The organism is Phyllobacterium sp. CL33Tsu, from assembly GCF_900113985.1.
Lineage (GTDB): Bacteria > Pseudomonadota > Alphaproteobacteria > Rhizobiales > Rhizobiaceae > Phyllobacterium > Phyllobacterium pellucidum.
This window is the reverse complement of the sequence record NZ_FORJ01000005.1, coordinates 70,280-88,279: the sequence shown is the minus strand read 5'-3', so window position 1 is coordinate 88,279 and position 18,000 is coordinate 70,280. Positions and strand designations below refer to the sequence as shown.

The window sequence follows — 18,000 nt, the reverse complement described above, 5'->3', positions numbered from 1 at the left end:
GCGAGCCGCGCGGATATCCAAACCTTGAACGTTCCGTGCGGCCTATCCATTTATTGGATTACAACGATGCCTTGACGGGTCCATCCGATGCGATGGATCCGCTGGCGGCAGGGGCGATGGTCGCCGCTGCTCGAGGATCCAATGATGGGTTACATAGACAAGGACATTGCGCCCGTCGATGACGGCGCGCTGACGGATGCATATTCACAATCGATAGCGCGGGCGGTCGATATCGTCGGGCCTGCAGTCAATCGCATCGAGCGTATAGGCGGTCGCGCTGGCCACGGTTCGGGCTTTGCCATTTCGCCCGACGGGCTAATCATCACCAATAATCACGTCGTCGGCGATACTGGGCACGTTCGTATCACGCGGCCGGACGGGTTCGTCACCGAGGGCACCGTGCTCGGCAGCGACGTCGACACGGATATCGCGCTGATTCGGGCCAATACGAGCGGCGAAGCCTGGGCGCGCCTTGGCAATTCGAAGCTGCTGCGCCGGGGCCATATTGCGATTGCCATCGGCAATCCGCTCGGCTTCGAATGGACGGTGACGGCCGGCATTGTATCGGCGCTGGGCCGGTCGATGCGAGCCGCGAGCGGCAGGCTGATGGATGACGTCATCCAGACGGATGCTGCGCTCAATCCGGGCAATTCCGGTGGGCCGCTGGTTTCATCACAAGGTGAAGTGATCGGGGTGAATACGGCGGTCATTCAGGGCGCGCAGAGCATTGCCTTTGCCGTCGCCTCGAATACCGCAAACTTCGTGGTGTCGGAGATACTTCGCTACGGACGCGTCAGGCGCGCCTATATCGGCATCGCCGGCGATACGATCGAACTTCCGCGTAGGATTGCGCTTGAAGCGGGGACGAGCCTCGCAACGTCGGTGCGCATCCGGCGCATCGAGCCTGCAGGGCCGGCCGAACTCGGTGGCCTCAAGGAAGGCGATTTCGTTCTCGCGATCGACGGCAAGCCTGTCGGCGGCGTCGATGACATCGTCCGCCTGATGCACAGCGAGACGATCGGCAGAGAGACCGAGGTTCTGATCTTTAACGTCGCGGGCCGCTTGGAAAAGCGCACTCTGGTACCGCTTGCCCGGCCGTAACGGCGGCTGAAGCGCTAGTCGCGACGCCAGGTAGCTGACTTGCAGATGAGGCCACCCAGAACACAGCCGGAGAGCTCCACAGCGTTGCCGGCAACCTTTGCCTTGCCGGAATAGGTTTTGCCGGTTTCCGGATCGTAGAGCGTTCCGGCATAGGTTCCGGGACCGGTGGCTTTCATCGACACCGCCTGCAGGCCGACAACCGGGCGGTCACGCTTGGACGCATCAGGGTTATTGATGTCGTTGACCGGCTGGTTCATCCACACGATCGTCCCGCAAACGCCGCTGTTGCAGTCGCTGATCTTCACTTTCGTGCGGCCGGTCTCATTCACATAGGTCCCTGCAATTTCCTGTGCTTCGGCCATCGCCGCAGTCGTCAGCGCACCGGCCATGAGAAGGGCGCAAAGGGCTTGTCTTGCGTTCAACAAGGGTCTCTCCAGTCCAAAAATTGTCATGTGAAGCGCGTTGAATGACGCGCACTCTGTTTTCGTGTTGAGTCAGCCGTTACACCAGAATTTCGGCAAGAATGGGCACGGCAACGCGAAAATCCATTCGCGGGCTAACTTTATTGTCGCAGGGGAAATGCGGCCTTGGTCGCCGGTTTCGGCCGCTATTTACGGCGCGCGCCGTGGCATTTCTTGTATTTCTTGCCCGATCCGCAGGGGCATGGATCATTGCCGCTGCGCTGCAGGCGGGCAATCAGCGGCAAGAGCAAGCTTGCAGGCAATAGCCTTGCCGCATAGACGGCGAGCTTGGCCGACAGCCCTGGAATGACGATCCGACGACCCGACCTGAAGCCGCGCCACGCCTGTTCGGCGACGTATTGGGCGTCGAGCATGGGCAGGAGCGTGAAGATCGAGGCATGTCTCGCCCCGGCCGTTGCATAGAATTCCGTCGACACCGGACCAGGCGCAAGGCACATGACGGTGACGCCGGACCGGCGCACTTCTTGATGCACCGCCTGCGAGAACGATCGCACGAAACCCTTGCTGGCATAATACAGCGCCATGTAGGGCCCTGCCGTGAAGCTTGCCACCGAACTCAGATTGATCACGCCGCCACGCTTGCGGGCCACCATCTGCGGCAGGAAATACAGGGTGAGCTCGGTAAGGGCACGAATATTCAGGTCGACGATGCCGAGTTGATCGTCCATGGGAAGACCAATCGCTGCGCCGCGCAGGCCATAACCGGCGCTGTTGACGAGCACATCGCAATAAAGCCCGTTGCTCACCAGGAATTCCGCAACCTGCGTGGTCGAGTCGATGGCGAGCACGTCCAACGCCAGGGTGAAGGGTTCGCCGCCCGCGGCGCGCACCTCTGCCGCGGCGGCGTTCAATCCCTCGATCGAACGCGCAGTGAGGACAACCGGTCCGCCATCGCGGGCTGCCACGCGCGCTATGGCGCGGCCTATGCCGCCAGACGCCCCGATGACGACAACCGCGGGTCTCAAATCTGCCTGTGAATTCATGTCATTGCCCGCGAAACCACCCTTGGGGCAGCTTCGGCACCTTCCCAACTCATTCTTTTCATCGCTTCAACAAGAAGCCAGCGCGTGGATGTCACTGGCTTCGGTCCTCCCGCAGTACTTTAACGACGCCACCCTGCGCAAGCTGCTTTACCTCGTCAGCCACAGCCCCGTTGAGGATGGCTTCGAACCGCTCCAGTGCGCGGGCGACGTTGGCTCCATCCATGACCCGGTGGTCGTAATGAATACGCACGGTCACCGATCCATCCTCGCCGATCAGGCCGTAGTTGAAGATCGTCGTCAGGGGGGTCAGCGGATTGAGCGATTCGGCGCCGAGGCCGGAATAGACGGAGAGTTGAAACGTGCCAAAGTAATTCGGCCGCTGCCGGCCGATATTTAGACCAAGCCACATCATCGGCCAGCGGATAAGGCCCGGCAAACGTGCAATCTTCAAGGCACGCCGAAACTCCTTGACTTCAAGCACCGGCCGCGAGCGCACGTCCCTGATCGAGGCGTCGAGCTCGGGGATCGAGCGGTGCTCCGGGTCCTTGATCCGGCTGAGCAGGACCGCCTGTTCGCCATTATAGTCGCGCTCATGCGCAATGGATGCGACGCTGACCGGATATTCATAAAGTTGCGGCCATGGCAATTTGACATAGGCACGGCGCAGATCCGGCGTTTCCTGTGACAGAAGCGCATAGCCCTTCAGGAAAAGAACGGTCCAGGAAGGCTTGATGCTTTGCGACATCCTTGCCCGCAACAGCGGACCAAGATTCATCTGTCGCTGTACGGTCACCCTTGGTACAGCGATCGAGAACCGCATGAGGTCGTTCACCAGGCGCCGGGGCGCTGAAAGCTTGAGGGCTCGGCCTCGCATATTGTGACCTCTAATAAAGATAAGGGATAAGTCGCTTCGTCCTTTCCATGTAGTCGCGGTATTCTGGGCCGAAATTCTCCAGCATCATACGCTCTTCCTTGGTTACCCTCAGAAAAAACAGGATCGAAAAGCCAACGAGGCCGGCAAGGCCCGCAACCCAGTTCGCCAGCAGGAACGCCTGACCAAGCGCTATGAGAAGGAACGACGTATACATGGGGTGGCGGACAAAAGCATAGGGCCCCGATGAGACGAGCTTGTGCTTTTCGCGTATCTCCAGCGTGATCGACCAGTTGCGGCCGAGCTCCTTGTGCGACCTGCGGAACACCCACAATGCAAGCAGCATTGTGATCGCTCCGAGGACGATCGCGAAGGCGTAGGGGCTATAATCGGCGGATTTGGGAATGCCTGTCGCCACGTAGAAGCCGGGGACTATGGCAAGGCCAAAGAATGCGATGCCAAGCCCCATCCTGTCGGTGAGGGTGCGCGCATTGCGCGTGACTTGAACCCGCCGCGCCCGGCGCTCGAACGGATAGCGAATCACGTACCAGGCAACGATGCCGAGCACCCATATGATTTCGCCGATTGAGGCAATGGACATGTTCACGCTAGGTCACTGGCGCCTTTTCTGCGATCCCGGCCAACATAAGCCGCACGAATGGCAACAGCCACGACTTTTGTGGGCCGCGAGACCCTGGAACAATGCGCTCCTCTCAAAATCTAACCTGCTGGTCCTGTATATCCGACGGCATTCGGTCCGCCGTTCATCTCGCGCAGCCGCGTCACGAACTGTTGGGGGCGTAGCCAGATGCCGGGCGTCTTGTAACCCATGGACCGGGCGATTTCACCAACGAATGCGTTGCAGTTATACACTGTCGCTTGCCAGTAATGGGACCGCTTTTGCAGATCGTGAATAAACGCAACCACTTTGGTGTATTCGGCCTCGCTCAGCGTGACACGCCAGCTAGCGGACCTGTATCTGTCGTCAAGGTCGCCATCGCTCGCCCCGGTTTCCGCCGGCACGGGAATATAGTGGCCAAGCACGTAGGGAACAGCACTGTTGGAGGCCGGATGAAGACCCGCAACCTCGCGATCAAGCACGCGTCCCGACTTGTCGAGCCGCCCGAAGATAACGTAGGTATGACCGTAGCTAAGTGCGTAACGAGAACGGAACTCGATGTAATAAGGCCCTTGGGCCTGCGGTAACGTTCGTGTTGTAGTGCCCTGGGCGGACGTGGAAGGCGGAGCACCCACGGAACCCGTATTATTATAGGACACGACATTCGGCTTAATTGCAGCATCCGGCGCACATCCTGCTACTGCGACAGCAAACAGAACCGCAACCGACAGACGACCACTGTACAGCGCCATATCTTTCCTGAACTCCGAAGAGCGTAGGCATGAAGGCAAAACATGCCTACTATAATTCTATGTATGACCGCCTGGAACCGTGAGACGCGTTCAGCCCGAATCACGTGCCGATGGGGAAAGAATCGCGTGAAACTTCCCCCATGCGGACGAGCGAATCAATTACTTGGTAATTACAGCCGGAGCTGGCTCAGGCGGCGGGGCTTTGCCCTTACCGATTGACCCGCAGGCACTCAAACTGGCGACCGTCATCACGGCAACTGCAGTGATCAGAATTCTCTTCATGTGACAATCCTTTCTCCTCAAAGGCGAGTAGGCCAACAATGTCATGCTACCATAAATAGTAATGAACGCTAGGGTAAGGTGCCGGAATCACTGGCATAGTGTCCGATTTGCCACATCAGGGTTAATTTGCCGATTGTCGACATTCCGCAGCGTTTGGGACAGCAAAGCATGCAGTCCCAAACTTATGCTGTCCATGTCAAAACCCTGGTGGAAGCCGCTAGATAATGAGTACCGGCGTACCAACGGGCGTGGCATCGTAGAGATACTCAACGTCCTCATTGGTCAATCTTATGCAGCCGTTCGAAACGGCCTGTCCGATCAACCACGGCTCGTTGGTCCCATGCACGCGGAACAGCGTGTCCTTGCCGTTCTGGTAGAGATAGAGGGCGCGCGAGCCGAGCGGGTTTTCGGGGCCGCCGGGAACACCGCCAGCATATTGAGCAAGGCGTGGCTTGCGCTGGATCATGCTGGCCGTCGGCGTCCATGAAGGCCACTCCTGCTTGCGACCAACTTCAGCCCGTCCCTTGAGGGTGAGCCCTTCCTGGCCGACGGCAATGCCGTAGCGCATCGCAGATCCGTCGCCCTCGACAGCATAGAGGTAGCGCTCATCCGTATTGATGACCAGCGAACCTGGCGCTTCGCCTCCCGTATAAGCAACGCGCTGGCGCCGCAGACGGGGCTCGAGATAGTAGGAGCCGCCTCCGCCGACCGGGTAGGCAAAGGAAATGGGTGTGCAACCCGCAGCCATCAGTGCCAGGCCGGACATTAGCAGTCCCCGGCGAGCAATCTTCACATCGTTCATGTCCACCTGCTTCGAAAGGAGTCGACGCCACTTCTGCAACCTAGCATTCCAGAAACGGGCGGCAAAGTCACCTTGGTTGTGGCTGATAAGAATAGCCGGCTCCTGATGCCGAGAATCAACAGGTCTAGCCAACTTCCGCCCTGTCGCCGTTGAACGTCAGAACCGCTTCGAACCCGTCGCTGCGACCCGTTGCCGGCGACAACAGGTTCAAGGTCGCGTTCATCTGTGCTGCGAGAGCGATAACGATAGCAAGGCCAAGCCCTGAACCGCGGGAGGTTTCGCCGCGACTGAAGCGTTTCTGGATTCGCACAATCTCTTCCTTGCCCAATATGGGGCTGCCATTGGCAATGCGAATCTTGCCGCCCCTTTCGAGATGCACAAGCACAGGCTCGTTCTGATGTCCATGATGAAGCGCATTTTCGATCAGGTTGCGCAGCGCAATGGCAAAGATATCCTCGTTTATCCGGCGCTTGAGCTTAGCGCCCGCGTCGCGCACATAGTTGATGCGATCTGGCGCTGTGCTTGCGCGCTGAAAATCAGCGACCACCACGTCAAGGACCTTTGCGAGATCAACCATCTCATCTGCAGAGCCGAGCCCAGCCTCGGCCCGGGCCAACTGCATGAGCTTTTCGACAAGTCCGCTCAACTCCTGGAGCGACTGTTCGATGTGCACGGTGCGTGATTTGGCCTCTTCGCTACGAACGTGTTTCTTCAAGAGCTGCGTCTGCGCGAGTGCGCCGGCGAGGGGGGTTCGCAGTTCGTGCGCGCTGTTGGCGGTAAATTCCCGTTCGGCCGCGAGTGTGGAACGCAATCGCGCCAGCAGCCGGTTAACGGAATGGACGATCGGCTGCAGTTCGCGGGGGAGGGCGATCGAAGCAATGGGAGCAAGGTTGCCGCCATCCTTGCTGGCGATGGCCTCGCGCAACTCGTTGACTGGCCGCAACGACAGGCGAACGACGAACCAGACGACGAATATGCCGACCGGAATAAGCACGAGGAGGGGAAGCAACAGGGCAAGCCCGCCCTCGAGCGCCGCTTCTTCGCGATGCGTATTGTCATCCGCTACCTGAACGAAGATCGTATCGTTGACTGCCGGTACCGTGTAGAAGCGCGCCGCGTCGTTTTCCCAGAATCCTCGCTTGAGCGGGGCCGCAAATGGCGTTGGCGGGATGTCTTCCGAGTGCAGAATGACGCCCCCCTTCGCGTCCCTGACCTGATAGGTGAGATAACTTGATTCTGGAGATGCCGTCAGATTCTGCAAACGCCTCGGCACCACGGTGGTATCGCTCTGCAGGATATCGTCGACAACGAGCGGCGTCAGTCTTTCCGCGGTTTCCTTCAAGGAACTGTCGAATATTTCACCGAATTCATCCTGCATGACGAGGACGCCGGCCGTTACCGCAATGAGCCAGAACGCGATGAGCGTAGCCGTAAGGGACAAGATCAGGCGGCGCGTCATGCCATAGCGTTTCATGTGCGACCTTCAATCCGGTAGCCGACGCCCCGCACAGTTGCCACATATTGCCGCCCGAGCTTCTTGCGCAGGCGGCTGATATAGACTTCGACGGTATTGCTTTCGATTTCCCAGCCGAACGCATAGAGCGTTTCTTCGATCTGCGCTTTTGAAACGATGGCGCCAATGCGGGCAAGCAGCCGTTCGAGCACCGCCCATTCCCGCCCTGAAAGCGTAATCTCCTGGTTGGCCGAGGTCACCCTGCGGTCGGCGATGTGAATGTGCAGCGAGCCGAGCCGTATGACCTCGTCGGGGCGTCCGGAATGGCGCCGCGCCACGGCATGCATGCGCGCCGTCAATTCATCGAGATTGAAGGGTTTGACGAGATAGTCGTCTGCGCCGGCGTTGAGTCCGCGGATACGCTCGGAAATCTGGTCGTGCGCCGTAAGGATTATCACCGGCGTCGCGTCGCCGTTGGCCCTGAGCTCTGTCAGGAAATCGACCCCGTTCCCGTCCGGTAGTCTGATGTCCAGGAGCACGAGATCGTAGTTCGTTACGCGCATCGACACCTTTGCGTCTTCCAGATGCTGCATCCAGTCGACGGCGTGATTGCCGTGCATCACGTGGTCGCGCACGGCCGCCCCGAGAGTCGCGTCGTCTTCAACAAGAAGGACCCGCAAATGCCTCATTCCCTTCTGCGATTTTTCCTGCTCACAGGATCGACCGCGCGGGAAACCTTTTCAAGTCAAGTTTTGGGCTGCTGCCCTCGGTCAACTCGTTCCGCTGCGACAGGGGGCGAGCGTATCGAGGTCGTTGTCATGGACCGACGTCTCGACATGCATCATCCCGAGCACCGTGTGGAAGAGGTTGTCGTGCGATTGCTTCTTCACCGCCTCGCTCTGCAAGCACGCGCCGTCGATCTGCGCCTTCTCGTCCTTGCCGAGCCACAATACGTAGGGAACATGGGTCTGTTGTGACGGGGCGACGATATAGGGTGCACCGTGCAAATAGAGGCCGAACTCGCCGGTCGATTCGCCATGGTCGGACATGTAGATCATGGACGGCGAAATTTGTGTCTCCCGCGCCTTGAGGCGGTCGATCACTGTGGACAGCAAATGATCGGTGTAGAGGATTGAGTTGTCATAGGCATTGATGATTTCTTCGCGCGAGCATTTGGCAAATTCGGCGGTCCTGCAGTCCGGCGTGAAGCGCCGGAACTCATCCGGATAGCGGAGATAGTAGGCGGGGCCGTGGCTCCCCAACTGGTGCATGACGAGCACCGAGTCGGTCTTGACGCTGTCGAGCCACGCATCGAGGCGGTCGAGGAAGATTGCGTCTAGGCACTCGCCGCCCTTGCAGAATTTCGGATCATCCGACTTGAACAATTGTTGGGATTTGATGCGGGCCGCCACGCCCTTGTCGCCCGTATTATTGTCCCACCATTCGACATTGATGCCCGCGTGCGTCAGTACGTCGACAAGGTTCTCGTTCTCGATGCCCTTCTGATGCGTATATTCCTTGCGGGTAAATTGCGAGAACATGCAGGGCAGCGAAACCGACGTAATCGTGCCACAGCTCGACGTATCGCTGAAATAGGTGATGTCCTGCCTGACGAGTTCCGGATTGGTATCTGGGCCATAGCCGCCAAGCGAAAAGCTCTCGGCGCGCGCGGTTTCGCCGGCAATGACTATGGTGACGCGCGGCTTGCGCGTGCCGGCGGCCGGCCCAACCACGTGCGCGTCCTGGCCAAGCGGCTTGACGATAATGTTGTTGTCCTTGGTCTCCCGGATCGCAAGCTTCACGGTGTTCACGATCGGGGCGAGCGGATTGAGCGTTCCGAACCAATCCCGGTGTTCACGTATCAGCGACATGTAGGTGCTGGCATTGATCAGGGCCGCGACGCCCAGAACGAGGAGCGCAGGCACGATGACCGCAAGGTTCCACTTCAATTTCTGAAGGTAGGGTCGATGTACAATACGCGGCCAGGCGATGATTGCCGAGGGGATCAACGCGTATGTGATCATATGAAGGACAAACGGAATGTTCAGAAAATGGCCGGCCTCCGCATTGGTGGTATCCACGGCGCTTTGCAGCATTTCGACGTCGATTATGACGCCGTAGTGATCCATGAACCACGCGCCAAGCGCGCTGACGACCACGAAGAAGATCAGGGCAGGCTTGATGACGAACTTGACCGAGAAAGCGAGAAAGAGCGCTACATATCCACAAGCGATGCCAACGACCAGAAATGCGAGGGCGGCCGGCTGACCGTGCAGATAGGCAGCTGATTTCTCCCAGAACGTCCAGTTCGCGGACGCGAGAATAAACACTGCGGTTATGATAGTGAGCGGAACGCTTCCGATTTTCGGACGTGCAAGACGTCTGTCGAATTGACGCGTTGTAACTGACAAGGTGAACTACCCCGCACTCCTGGTTGATGCGCAAGCCGGTTCTGTCCAGGCTCTTCGAAAGGAGGGGCATTCACTGGTTTCCTGACACCAACCTGAACGCAGCAATTAAAAAACCGCGGCGTTAAACCGTTGTCAGATCCGATCAGGCGGTTTGGAGGGCTGCAAACATGGGTCTGGTGACGTGCGATCGCAGCGCTGGCCGTTGTTGAACGGCTGTCACATTACTGCAGCATTATGCGTACTACGTGCATTTTATTTGGAGAGAGTGAGCGATGGGCGACGATAAAGTATTTCATGTCTTGTTTCTTTCGCATCGCGATTCGGTCAGGGGCGTCGTTGCCGAGACACTGCTCAATCGGCTGGGCAAGCCGCATTTCGTCGCCTACAGCGCCGGAACGGACCCTGATGGAGAAATAAACCCTGAAGCGCGCGAATTGCTCGAGCAGACCGGCTTTTCGGTCGAAGGCCTGCGTCCCAAGCATTATAGCGAATTTGGGTTGGAAGGGGCCCGTGAACTCGATTTCGTTTTCACCCTGCATGATGGGGCCCATGGCGAAGCCATGCCCGAATGGCCGGGCGTCCCCGTGACTGCGCACTGGGAATGCCCCGACCCGCTCCTTTCGGAAGGCGAACCCTGGGAGCGCAAGCAGGCGTTCAGCCGCATGATGAGCGAACTCGACCGCCGCCTGAAGATATTCGTCAATCTTCCGCTTGCGTCACTGGATCGGCTCAGCATCCAGCATCATGTCGATGAGATCGGCAAATCCGTCGGACCGGCCTGAGCCGATCCGACTTTTCTCAGGCGCGGGCTTGGCGGACAGCCACGCTCTCGCGCGAGAACATCACGACCGCGAAGATCAGGACACCAAGGAAAGTAACCATCGAACCTATCCCGACCAACGGCTCAAGCTGCATGTTCCCACGCTCCATGAAGTAAAGCGACGGCAGCATCACGATAAGGCCGAGCATGTAAACGGCATAATGGACGAAGGCCAATCGCTTGGCTGCCTTGGCCGGATTGAGTGCGTAGTAACCGCCGAAAATGGCGCTCGTGACCCATCCGAGCAGGTTGATGTGGGCGTGGGCCGCGATCACCGTGTGATTGCCCGACATTCCCATCTGCAGGCCGGCGGCTATGCCAATCAGCAACCAGATGACGGCAGACTTGAAGAAGAGTTGAGAAATATTCGGCATTGTAGTCCCCCATTTTTGTGCAGCGGAGGATACACGCGCCCACAACCTCTTTCCAGCGTGCCGACCTAATCAAAAGGGGTGAAGACGCCTGGTTAGACGGAAGCTGCCCGGATATTCTCCATGGGCGCACGCACTGTCCAGACAATGCGATTGACGGACTGTTCGAGCATGCCTTCGCCGCCCAGCGACAAGGGCGTTATCCGCTCGAGAACGGTCTTGCCAAAGCCGCGCGTGCGGCCGAGCTTGACCGGTGGCCCGCCTGTTTCGGTCCAGGCGAGGTAGAAGGTCTTGCCCTCGTCGCCAACGAACCAGTCCACATTGATCTCACCGGTTTCCGAGGAGAAGACGCCGTATTTCGCAGAATTGGTCGCCAGTTCGTGGAATGCAATCCCGAGATACTGGACGGCGTTGGGTTGCAGAACCATGGACGGTCCGGTCATGGTAAGCCGGTTTTCGTCGCCGAAAGGCTTGATCTGCTCAAGCAAAAGGTCGGAAAGCGTCGCTCCGCGCCACGTCGCGTGAACCAGCAAATCGTGAGACCGGGCAAGTGCCATGATCCGCTCGCGGATCTGCTGTTCGAATTCGACGACATCGGTTGTACGGCTGCTGGTTTCGCGGATCATCGAAAGAATGACGGCGTACTGGTTCTTGACGCGGTGATTTACCTCCCGCATCAACATCAAAATTCGCTCTTCGCTCTCCTTCTTGTCGGTAATATCGCGGGCGATTTTCGATGCACCGACCACGCGTCCGGAAGCGTTCTTTACAGGTGATACAGTGAGTGAGACATGGATGCGCGTGCCGTCCTTGCGCTGCCGGACTGTCTCATAGTGATCAATCCTCTGGCCGTTGCGTACGCGCTCTACGATGCCGGGTTCTTCGTATAGCCGATCGGGCGGGATGACTGTCGTGATAGATCGGCCGATCATGTCTTCGGCGGTGTAGCCGAATATCCTCTCGGCCGCCTTGTTCCACGTCGTGACCATGCCCGAAAGATCCTTGCTGATAATCGCATCGTCGGACGATTCAACAATAGCGGCGAGGCGTTCGGCCATCGCTTCGTCGCGTCTCTGTTCAGTGATGTCGCGCAACATATTGAGCGCGCCGACAATCTCCCCTTGCTTGTTGCGCAGCAGCACAGGGAACGGCATGAAAGCGATGCGGCTTCCATCGGGCCTCTCCGCGATGGCATCGACGTCGCGCACCTCGCGCTCCTCGCGCAAGGTCGTCGCCAAGGGGCATTCATCGTGCTGCATCGCCGTTCCGTCCGGCCAATACAGGCGCAGCGCTCCAGACCAGCGTTCCTTGCCGATTTCAGGCATGCGGCCCCAAAGTTCCGCCGCCGCCTTGTTATAGAATGTAAGCATGCCGGACTTGTCCGTCGTATACACGGCCACCGGCAACTCCATGACGATCGAGTCCCGGCTGTAGCTGTCCAATCCGTGCAGTGCTTCGAGAGAAGCCGCAAAATTGCTTTGTGGAATGTCCACGATTTCCCCAATTCAACATTATGTCTCGTCGCGAAAGCGCCTGCTGGAGAGCAGACTTCCGGTCAATCGCGCACATTAAACTATTTATGGTTGCATTGGTTCCATCAATCGTACCGATCAAAATGGTTTATCCCTCGTCTGGAGGGCAGCGAAATCGCCCGAGATTCAAATGCGCCGCGGCCTACAAAGCCATACGGGCCAGGTTTCCAAGGAAACCTGACCCGCACAAAATGATAGGCGCAATCGACTTGCGCCGCAAACCACAACCAACCGGATGTTATCCGGATCAGATCGCCAGGATGATCGCTGCAACTGCCAAAGCGCCGAACAGGCAGATCGAGCAGGTCATCCAATTGGCGATATCGCCGTTTTCCTTTGTATGCCGCAACATCATCGCCCTGTATCCTCCTGAGCAAAACCGGTAAACCGGCCCGTTCTCAAAAAAATCACGAACAACCGCCGCTGATTTTGGCTTCCAGCTTGTATTTCAAATTGTCATGATCATTGTCCAAACCGGCGTGGCAGAAGGCTTAATTCCGTCATTCCGGTCTCAACGTTTTGGATTATAGCGCTTTCAATCTAGGCGTTCAATTTGTGTTGCAATGGCGATAATCACATTTTGATAGCGAATGAAAAGATTCCGATATTGGCGGTCTTCAGGCGGCAGCTGCCTCGGCCAGGCGCGGAAAAACCATGCGGACGAGGGCGCCCCGACCGCCGTGGAAATTAGCCGGCGCATCGAGCATTTCGAGATGCCCACCATGGTCCTCGACGATCTTCTTGACGATGGCAAGCCCGAGGCCGGTCCCTTTTTCGCGCGTCGTCACATAGGGTTCCAAAAGCTGGTGGCGGTTCTCGCTTGGAAGGCCCTTGCCATTGTCGAGCACCTCGACGGTGATGGAAGCCCCTGCACTCTTTGCGCGAACGTGAATATAGCCGGTCTCGACGGCGCCGGATTGCAACGCCGCCTCGATGGACTCGGATGCATTCTTGATGATGTTGCCAAATGCCTGGCCGAGCAGGCGGCTGTCGAAATTGCCGACCAGCGGTTCGTCGGCTATCTCATGTTCGAACTTGATCTGATTGTTGCTGATCTCGACGAGGAACGAGGCATCGCGCAATACAGTGCGAATATCTGTTGCCGCCAGCTGCGGCTTGGGCATACGAGCAAACTCGGAGAATTCATCGACCATCCGACCAATATCGCCAACCTGGCGAATGATCGTCTCGGTGCATTGGTCGAATACCGCACGATCCTCGACAATGACTTTGCCGTAGCGACGGCGGATGCGTTCCGCCGAAAGCTGGATGGGCGTCAGCGGATTCTTGATCTCGTGGGCGATCCGGCGCGCTACATCCGCCCAGGCGGACGAGCGGTGCGCGGCGACGAGATCGGTAATGTCATCGACCGTCACCACATATGAGGTGTTCTTGATGTCGGCGTCTTCGCGCGTGATCTGTACGTTCAACGAACGCGCGACACCGCTGCGGGTGATGCTTATCTGCTTGCGGCTGGATGAACGTCCATTATCCCGCGCCACGTCGAAGACGGCGCCGATTTCCGGCAGGATAAGGCCGAGGCTCTGGCCAACGGCCTGCGATGCGTCGGCCGCCAGCATCTGTTCGGCCGGTCGGTTAAGACCGGCGATGATCCCCTCGCTGTTGACGCTGATGACGCCTGCGGTGACGCCGGACAGGACCGCTTCCGTAAACCGTCGCCGCTCGTCAATCTCGTCCTTGGCCGAAATCAGGTCGCTGTGCTGCGTTTTCAACTGCTCGACCATCTTGTTGAACGTGTGCGACAGAGAGCCGATATCGCCATCCGAACCGCGTACGGGGACGGAAACGTCGAAATTTCCGGTCGCGACGTCTTCGGCAGCGCCGATCAGCTGGCGGATCGGCAGGACGACGCGATTGGCAACAGCAATGCCGCTCCACACAGCGGTGAGCAGCAAGAGCAGGGTGAGTTCGATGTACAGCAAGGCATAGGCGATCTGTGTGGTGGACCGGTTGCTTGCCAGTGCCTGATACTCGGCATTGTTGTCTGTCATCACCCGCATATTTTCGAGCGCAGAGCGATCGACCGAGCGAATGGTGTAGAGGTAGAGATCGGGGAGTGCCTGCGTCTTGATCACCGCGCCGACGAGATTGGTGTCGCCCGGCGGTATCAGAACCGGCTTGTCGCCCGCGGCACTTCGCAGGGCCTCGATCGGGGCGTCCGGCAGGGAATGATCGTTGATGAGGTTGGCCGCGACCACAACCTCCCCATCCGATTTGACCAGGGATGCGCCGAGCAGATTGTTGCGGCCGGCGTCGTAGGTGAGCCAGTCCGAAAAGGCGCCGCGGTCGAGGCTATAGAGCATGCGGCGCTGGTCCAGATCGATCACCATGGACAGCGTCGTCGTCAGCAGGCTTTGGGCGTTGTCCTCCGTGTAGGATTGCGCCGCCTTGATCGACATGTCGATGATCTGGTTGTTCTGGTTGTTGATCCACGAATCCATTCGCTGATCGAGGACGATGAGCGAGAAACAGGCCACGATGATCGACGGTATCGAGGCGATCAAGGCGAAGATCATCGCGACATTGGTGTGAAGGTCGTTGTGCTTTGCCTTGCTCTTGAACAGAAAGAGCTTCTTCAGCGTCGCATAGGACAAATAGATCAGGACAAGAATCGATACCGCATTGGCCGCAATGATCAGCTGGGTCGTCTGTTTGGTGGGCGAAATATTGGTTATGCCCATCATGACCAAGAACGAGACGATCATCGTCGCAAGGACGAGGAGCGTTATGATCACGGCTCCTCGCGGCAGCACCTGCGGCTTGGTTATCGTCTTGCTGGCGGGCATTCAATCGCCTCGTTGGGCCCTCCGCAACAGTGCAGGGATGGCCGCATGGTTTCCTTGTCGATTATCGGTAGCGACGACGCTTGTAAAGCTTACTTCCTCGGCGGGAATTGAGGCAACAGGATGGACACGCTGTCGCGTTCGCACATTGGAGCATGTTCATGGCGATTCGGCCAATCCTGACATTCCCTGATCCAGCCTTGCGAAGGCCCGCCGACCGCATTGCAGATTTCGGCGAGGCAACGCAAGAATTGGCGCAGGACCTTCTCGCTACAATGCGTGCTGCCCCCGGCATTGGCATCACGGCACCGCATGTCGGCGTGCCACTGCGTCTCGTCGTGATCGAGTCCGGTCCGCCGCGCTTCTACATCAATCCGGAAATCGAATGGTCGTCAGGCGATCTTGCGCGGCGGGAGGAGGGCAGTGTGTCGATGCCGGGCATCTCCGACGAGATCGAGCGACCAGCCACGATCCGCGTGCGCTATCAGGATCTCGCCGGGAACATGTTGAGCGAAGAGGCGAGTGGTCTGCTTGCCACTTGCCTGCAGCATGAGATCGATCAGTTGGACGGCATGTTCTGGATTTTCCGCCTGTCGCGATTGAAACGCGAGCGGCTCGTCAAGCGGTTCGATAAGTTGAAGCGGCTTGGCTGATTCAGCCGCTCAGCGATGGATGGGATCGATCCATGCAACCCCTTCCGGTTTTTCCACCGGATCGATGTCGAGATTGACCACGATCGGCTCCTGACCGGAGCGGACCACCACGCACTCCAGCGTTTCGTCCGCGTTCGCATTGATTTCCTGATGCGGCACGTAAGGCGGCACGAAAATGAAATCGCCCGGACCGGCTTCGGCGACATATTCCAGCCGCTCGCCCCAGCGCATGCGCGCACGGCCTTTGACCACGTAGATAATGCTTTCAAGGTCGCCGTGATGATGTGCACCGGTCTTGGCATTGGCGTGAATGGTGACGGTACCGGCCCAGATTTTCTCTGCCCCCGCCCGGGCCCGATCGATCGCTGCAGCGCGGTTCATGCCAGGCGTCTGCGCGGTGTTCGGGTCGAGAGAATCGCCGGGGATAACCTTGACGCCGTGCTCGCGCCAATCGATGGGGTGATCATGTTCGTGGGTGTGATCTGTCGCCATGTTTCTTCTCCGCTCGTGGCAAGCTTAATCATCTTGGCAGCGGTGCACCAGCCGTTGCTCGGTACAATTAATTAACCTCAAATTGCAGTAATTGCCTTGACGGTCTGGCCTTCCGCTCGCCAAGGTAGGGGTGCTGCGAGGCAATCTCGTAGTGGTCGGATACCTGAGTGATGCCAATCAGCAAATCGCGAAACGCACCATTTGACCGAGGCGATGAGCGCGGAAGCGACCGTCTGCTGCAGATCGAAGCAGTCTATGACAAGGTTCCCGTCGGGCTCTGCTATGTCAATCGTCAAGGTTTTCTGGTCACGGTCAACGACCGGTTTTCCCGTATCTTCGGCATTGCCGGCGAAAATGCCGTGGGCCGGTCCGTGGAAGACGTCGTTCCAGACCACGCATCACTGCTGCGCGCAGCCATCAACACTGCGCTCTCCGGCGGTTCGATTTCCGACGCACAGATCGAAGTCACCGGCGAATCGTTCATGGTTGCTGCGGCGACCGTCACCAATGATCTTGGCGAATTCGCCGGCATTTCGGTCGCTTATACCAACATCACCCACCTGAAGGATATTGCGGAACGGCTGCAACAGGTGGAGTTGCGCACCTCCTACGCTCTTGAGAGTGCAGGACAATGGATATGGGATTTGAATATTGCGACGATGCGGGTGTGGCGCTCGCCGCAGTATCGGGCGCTGCTCGGCCTTGATCCTGCCGGACATGAGAGCGAAAGCGTGGCGTGGGATATCGTTCATCCCGACGACAAGGAGCGGGCGATCGAAGCTTTTGAAGACGTTCTCAGCGGGCGCAAGGCGCGGTTCGAAGCAACCTACCGGGTATCGCGTCCGGATGGCGGTGACATCTGGATATTGAGCCGCGGCAAGATTGTCGAATATGCGCCCGACGGTTCCCCGCTGCGACTGCTGGCAACGAGCGTCGATATTACGGCGCAAAAGCGGGTTGAGGCGGAACTCTCGGCCATGGTCCGCGAACGCATGGCGCTGGAGCAGAAACTCCTCGAAGCAAACCGCAAGCTCCGTAACCAGTCCGAGCGCGATCATCTGACCAATCTGCCGAATCGGCGCAAATTCAACCACGTGTTGAAGCGTGCATTTCAGCGCGCCAGCGAGACTGCGGAACAATTGGCAGTTCTCATGGTCGATATCGACCATTTCAAAGCCTACAATGATTTCTACGGGCATCTTGCCGGTGACAAATGCCTTATCCAGGTGGGGCGCGCCTTGAACAAGGTCGCCAAGCAGAACGGCGGTTCGGTCGCCCGTTTCGGCGGCGAGGAGTTTGCGACGCTTATTCCCGGACGGGCGCTTCAACCTTCCGCCGAAATCGCCGGCGCGATGCTCGACGCCGTGGCGGCTATGAAACTCGAACATGCCGCAAGTCCTCAGGGCGCAATTTCCGTCAGCATAGGCATGGCGATGTTCGATCCCCCGATGGGCCTCAAGCCGCAGGGGCCGGAAGAGTTGCTAAATCTTGCCGATGGTGCGCTCTACCAATCCAAACATCGTGGCCGCGCGCGATTGACCATCGCCGGGACGTCTGACAGCTAGCCTGGCG

The 18,000-nt window shown here is 58.4% G+C and carries 18 protein-coding genes; 4 read left to right on the top strand and 14 right to left on the bottom strand.

Features of this window, described 5'->3' with window-relative positions; all coding sequences use genetic code 11:
- The first annotated feature begins 144 nt into the window (after positions 1–144).
- On the top strand, positions 145–1,101 hold the full coding sequence (locus tag BM074_RS17345) for a S1C family serine protease (protein ID WP_027231986.1): 957 nt from the start codon (positions 145–147) through the stop codon (positions 1,099–1,101).
- Positions 1,102–1,115: 14 nt separating this feature from the next.
- Here the strand turns inward: BM074_RS17345 and BM074_RS17340 are convergent, their stop codons facing one another.
- The 10 genes from BM074_RS17340 to BM074_RS17300 all read right to left on the bottom strand — a co-directional run bounded on the left by BM074_RS17340 (position 1,116) and on the right by BM074_RS17300 (position 9,756).
- A complete protein-coding gene (locus tag BM074_RS17340; RefSeq protein ID WP_228017943.1) occupies positions 1,116–1,523 on the bottom strand; it encodes a DUF2147 domain-containing protein in 408 nt (135 codons plus the stop codon).
- A gap of 185 nt (positions 1,524–1,708) precedes the next feature.
- Positions 1,709–2,566, bottom strand: coding sequence for an SDR family NAD(P)-dependent oxidoreductase (locus BM074_RS17335; RefSeq protein WP_091923710.1), 858 nt, complete (start codon positions 2,564–2,566; stop codon positions 1,709–1,711).
- 91 nt (positions 2,567–2,657) lie between these two features.
- On the bottom strand, positions 2,658–3,440 hold the full coding sequence (locus BM074_RS17330) for a lipoamide acyltransferase component of branched-chain alpha-keto acid dehydrogenase complex (protein WP_027231983.1): 783 nt from the start codon (positions 3,438–3,440) through the stop codon (positions 2,658–2,660).
- Positions 3,441–3,450: 10 nt separating this feature from the next.
- Positions 3,451–4,038, bottom strand: a complete 588-nt coding sequence (locus BM074_RS17325; protein ID WP_027231982.1) for a protein-S-isoprenylcysteine O-methyltransferase — start codon at positions 4,036–4,038, stop codon at positions 3,451–3,453.
- A 119-nt stretch (positions 4,039–4,157) separates the two neighbouring features.
- Positions 4,158–4,808, bottom strand: a complete 651-nt coding sequence (locus BM074_RS17320) for a hypothetical protein (protein WP_051614985.1) — start codon at positions 4,806–4,808, stop codon at positions 4,158–4,160.
- 159 nt (positions 4,809–4,967) lie between these two features.
- Complete coding sequence (locus tag BM074_RS23365) at positions 4,968–5,090, bottom strand: ABC transporter (RefSeq protein WP_113282376.1); 123 nt, start codon at positions 5,088–5,090, stop codon at positions 4,968–4,970.
- 217 nt (positions 5,091–5,307) lie between these two features.
- On the bottom strand, positions 5,308–5,892 hold the full coding sequence (locus BM074_RS17315) for a L,D-transpeptidase (RefSeq protein WP_091924000.1): 585 nt from the start codon (positions 5,890–5,892) through the stop codon (positions 5,308–5,310).
- A gap of 124 nt (positions 5,893–6,016) precedes the next feature.
- Positions 6,017–7,366 (bottom strand): sensor histidine kinase, encoded by a 1,350-nt coding sequence (locus BM074_RS17310; RefSeq protein WP_091923708.1) that lies wholly within the window; start codon positions 7,364–7,366, stop codon positions 6,017–6,019.
- Positions 7,363–8,025, bottom strand: a complete 663-nt coding sequence (locus tag BM074_RS17305; RefSeq protein ID WP_091923998.1) for a response regulator — start codon at positions 8,023–8,025, stop codon at positions 7,363–7,365. Before BM074_RS17305 ends, BM074_RS17310 begins: the two co-directional genes overlap by 4 nt.
- Positions 8,026–8,115: 90 nt before the next feature.
- Positions 8,116–9,756, bottom strand: a complete 1,641-nt coding sequence (locus BM074_RS17300; protein ID WP_091923707.1) for a phosphoethanolamine transferase — start codon at positions 9,754–9,756, stop codon at positions 8,116–8,118.
- A 272-nt stretch (positions 9,757–10,028) separates the two neighbouring features.
- Here BM074_RS17300 and BM074_RS17295 point away from each other — a divergent pair, with 272 nt between their 5' ends.
- Entirely contained in the window at positions 10,029–10,538 is a 510-nt protein-coding gene (locus BM074_RS17295) for an arsenate-mycothiol transferase ArsC (RefSeq protein WP_091923705.1), read from the top strand.
- A gap of 16 nt (positions 10,539–10,554) precedes the next feature.
- Here the strand turns inward: BM074_RS17295 and BM074_RS17290 are convergent, their stop codons facing one another.
- From BM074_RS17290 to BM074_RS17280, 3 genes are all read right to left on the bottom strand, one after another.
- Positions 10,555–10,950, bottom strand: a complete 396-nt coding sequence (locus BM074_RS17290; protein WP_027231976.1) for a hypothetical protein — start codon at positions 10,948–10,950, stop codon at positions 10,555–10,557.
- Between the two features lie 92 nt (positions 10,951–11,042).
- Positions 11,043–12,440: a PAS domain S-box protein gene (locus BM074_RS17285; protein WP_091923703.1), complete on the bottom strand. Its 1,398-nt coding sequence runs from the start codon at positions 12,438–12,440 to the stop codon at positions 11,043–11,045.
- A gap of 656 nt (positions 12,441–13,096) precedes the next feature.
- Entirely contained in the window at positions 13,097–15,286 is a 2,190-nt protein-coding gene (locus tag BM074_RS17280; protein WP_091923701.1) for a sensor histidine kinase, read from the bottom strand.
- Between the two features lie 158 nt (positions 15,287–15,444).
- Between BM074_RS17280 and BM074_RS17275 the strand changes: the two genes are divergently transcribed.
- Positions 15,445–15,936, top strand: coding sequence for a peptide deformylase (locus BM074_RS17275; protein ID WP_091923699.1), 492 nt, complete (start codon positions 15,445–15,447; stop codon positions 15,934–15,936).
- Between the two features lie 9 nt (positions 15,937–15,945).
- Here BM074_RS17275 and BM074_RS17270 read toward each other — a convergent pair whose 3' ends face one another.
- Positions 15,946–16,428 carry a cupin domain-containing protein gene (locus BM074_RS17270; protein ID WP_091923697.1) on the bottom strand — a complete coding sequence of 161 codons (483 nt, stop codon included), beginning with the start codon at positions 16,426–16,428 and terminating at the stop codon, positions 15,946–15,948.
- Positions 16,429–16,598: 170 nt separating this feature from the next.
- Here BM074_RS17270 and BM074_RS17265 point away from each other — a divergent pair, with 170 nt between their 5' ends.
- Positions 16,599–17,993: a sensor domain-containing diguanylate cyclase gene (locus tag BM074_RS17265; RefSeq protein WP_091923695.1), complete on the top strand. Its 1,395-nt coding sequence runs from the start codon at positions 16,599–16,601 to the stop codon at positions 17,991–17,993.
- Positions 17,994–18,000: the final 7 nt, after the last annotated feature.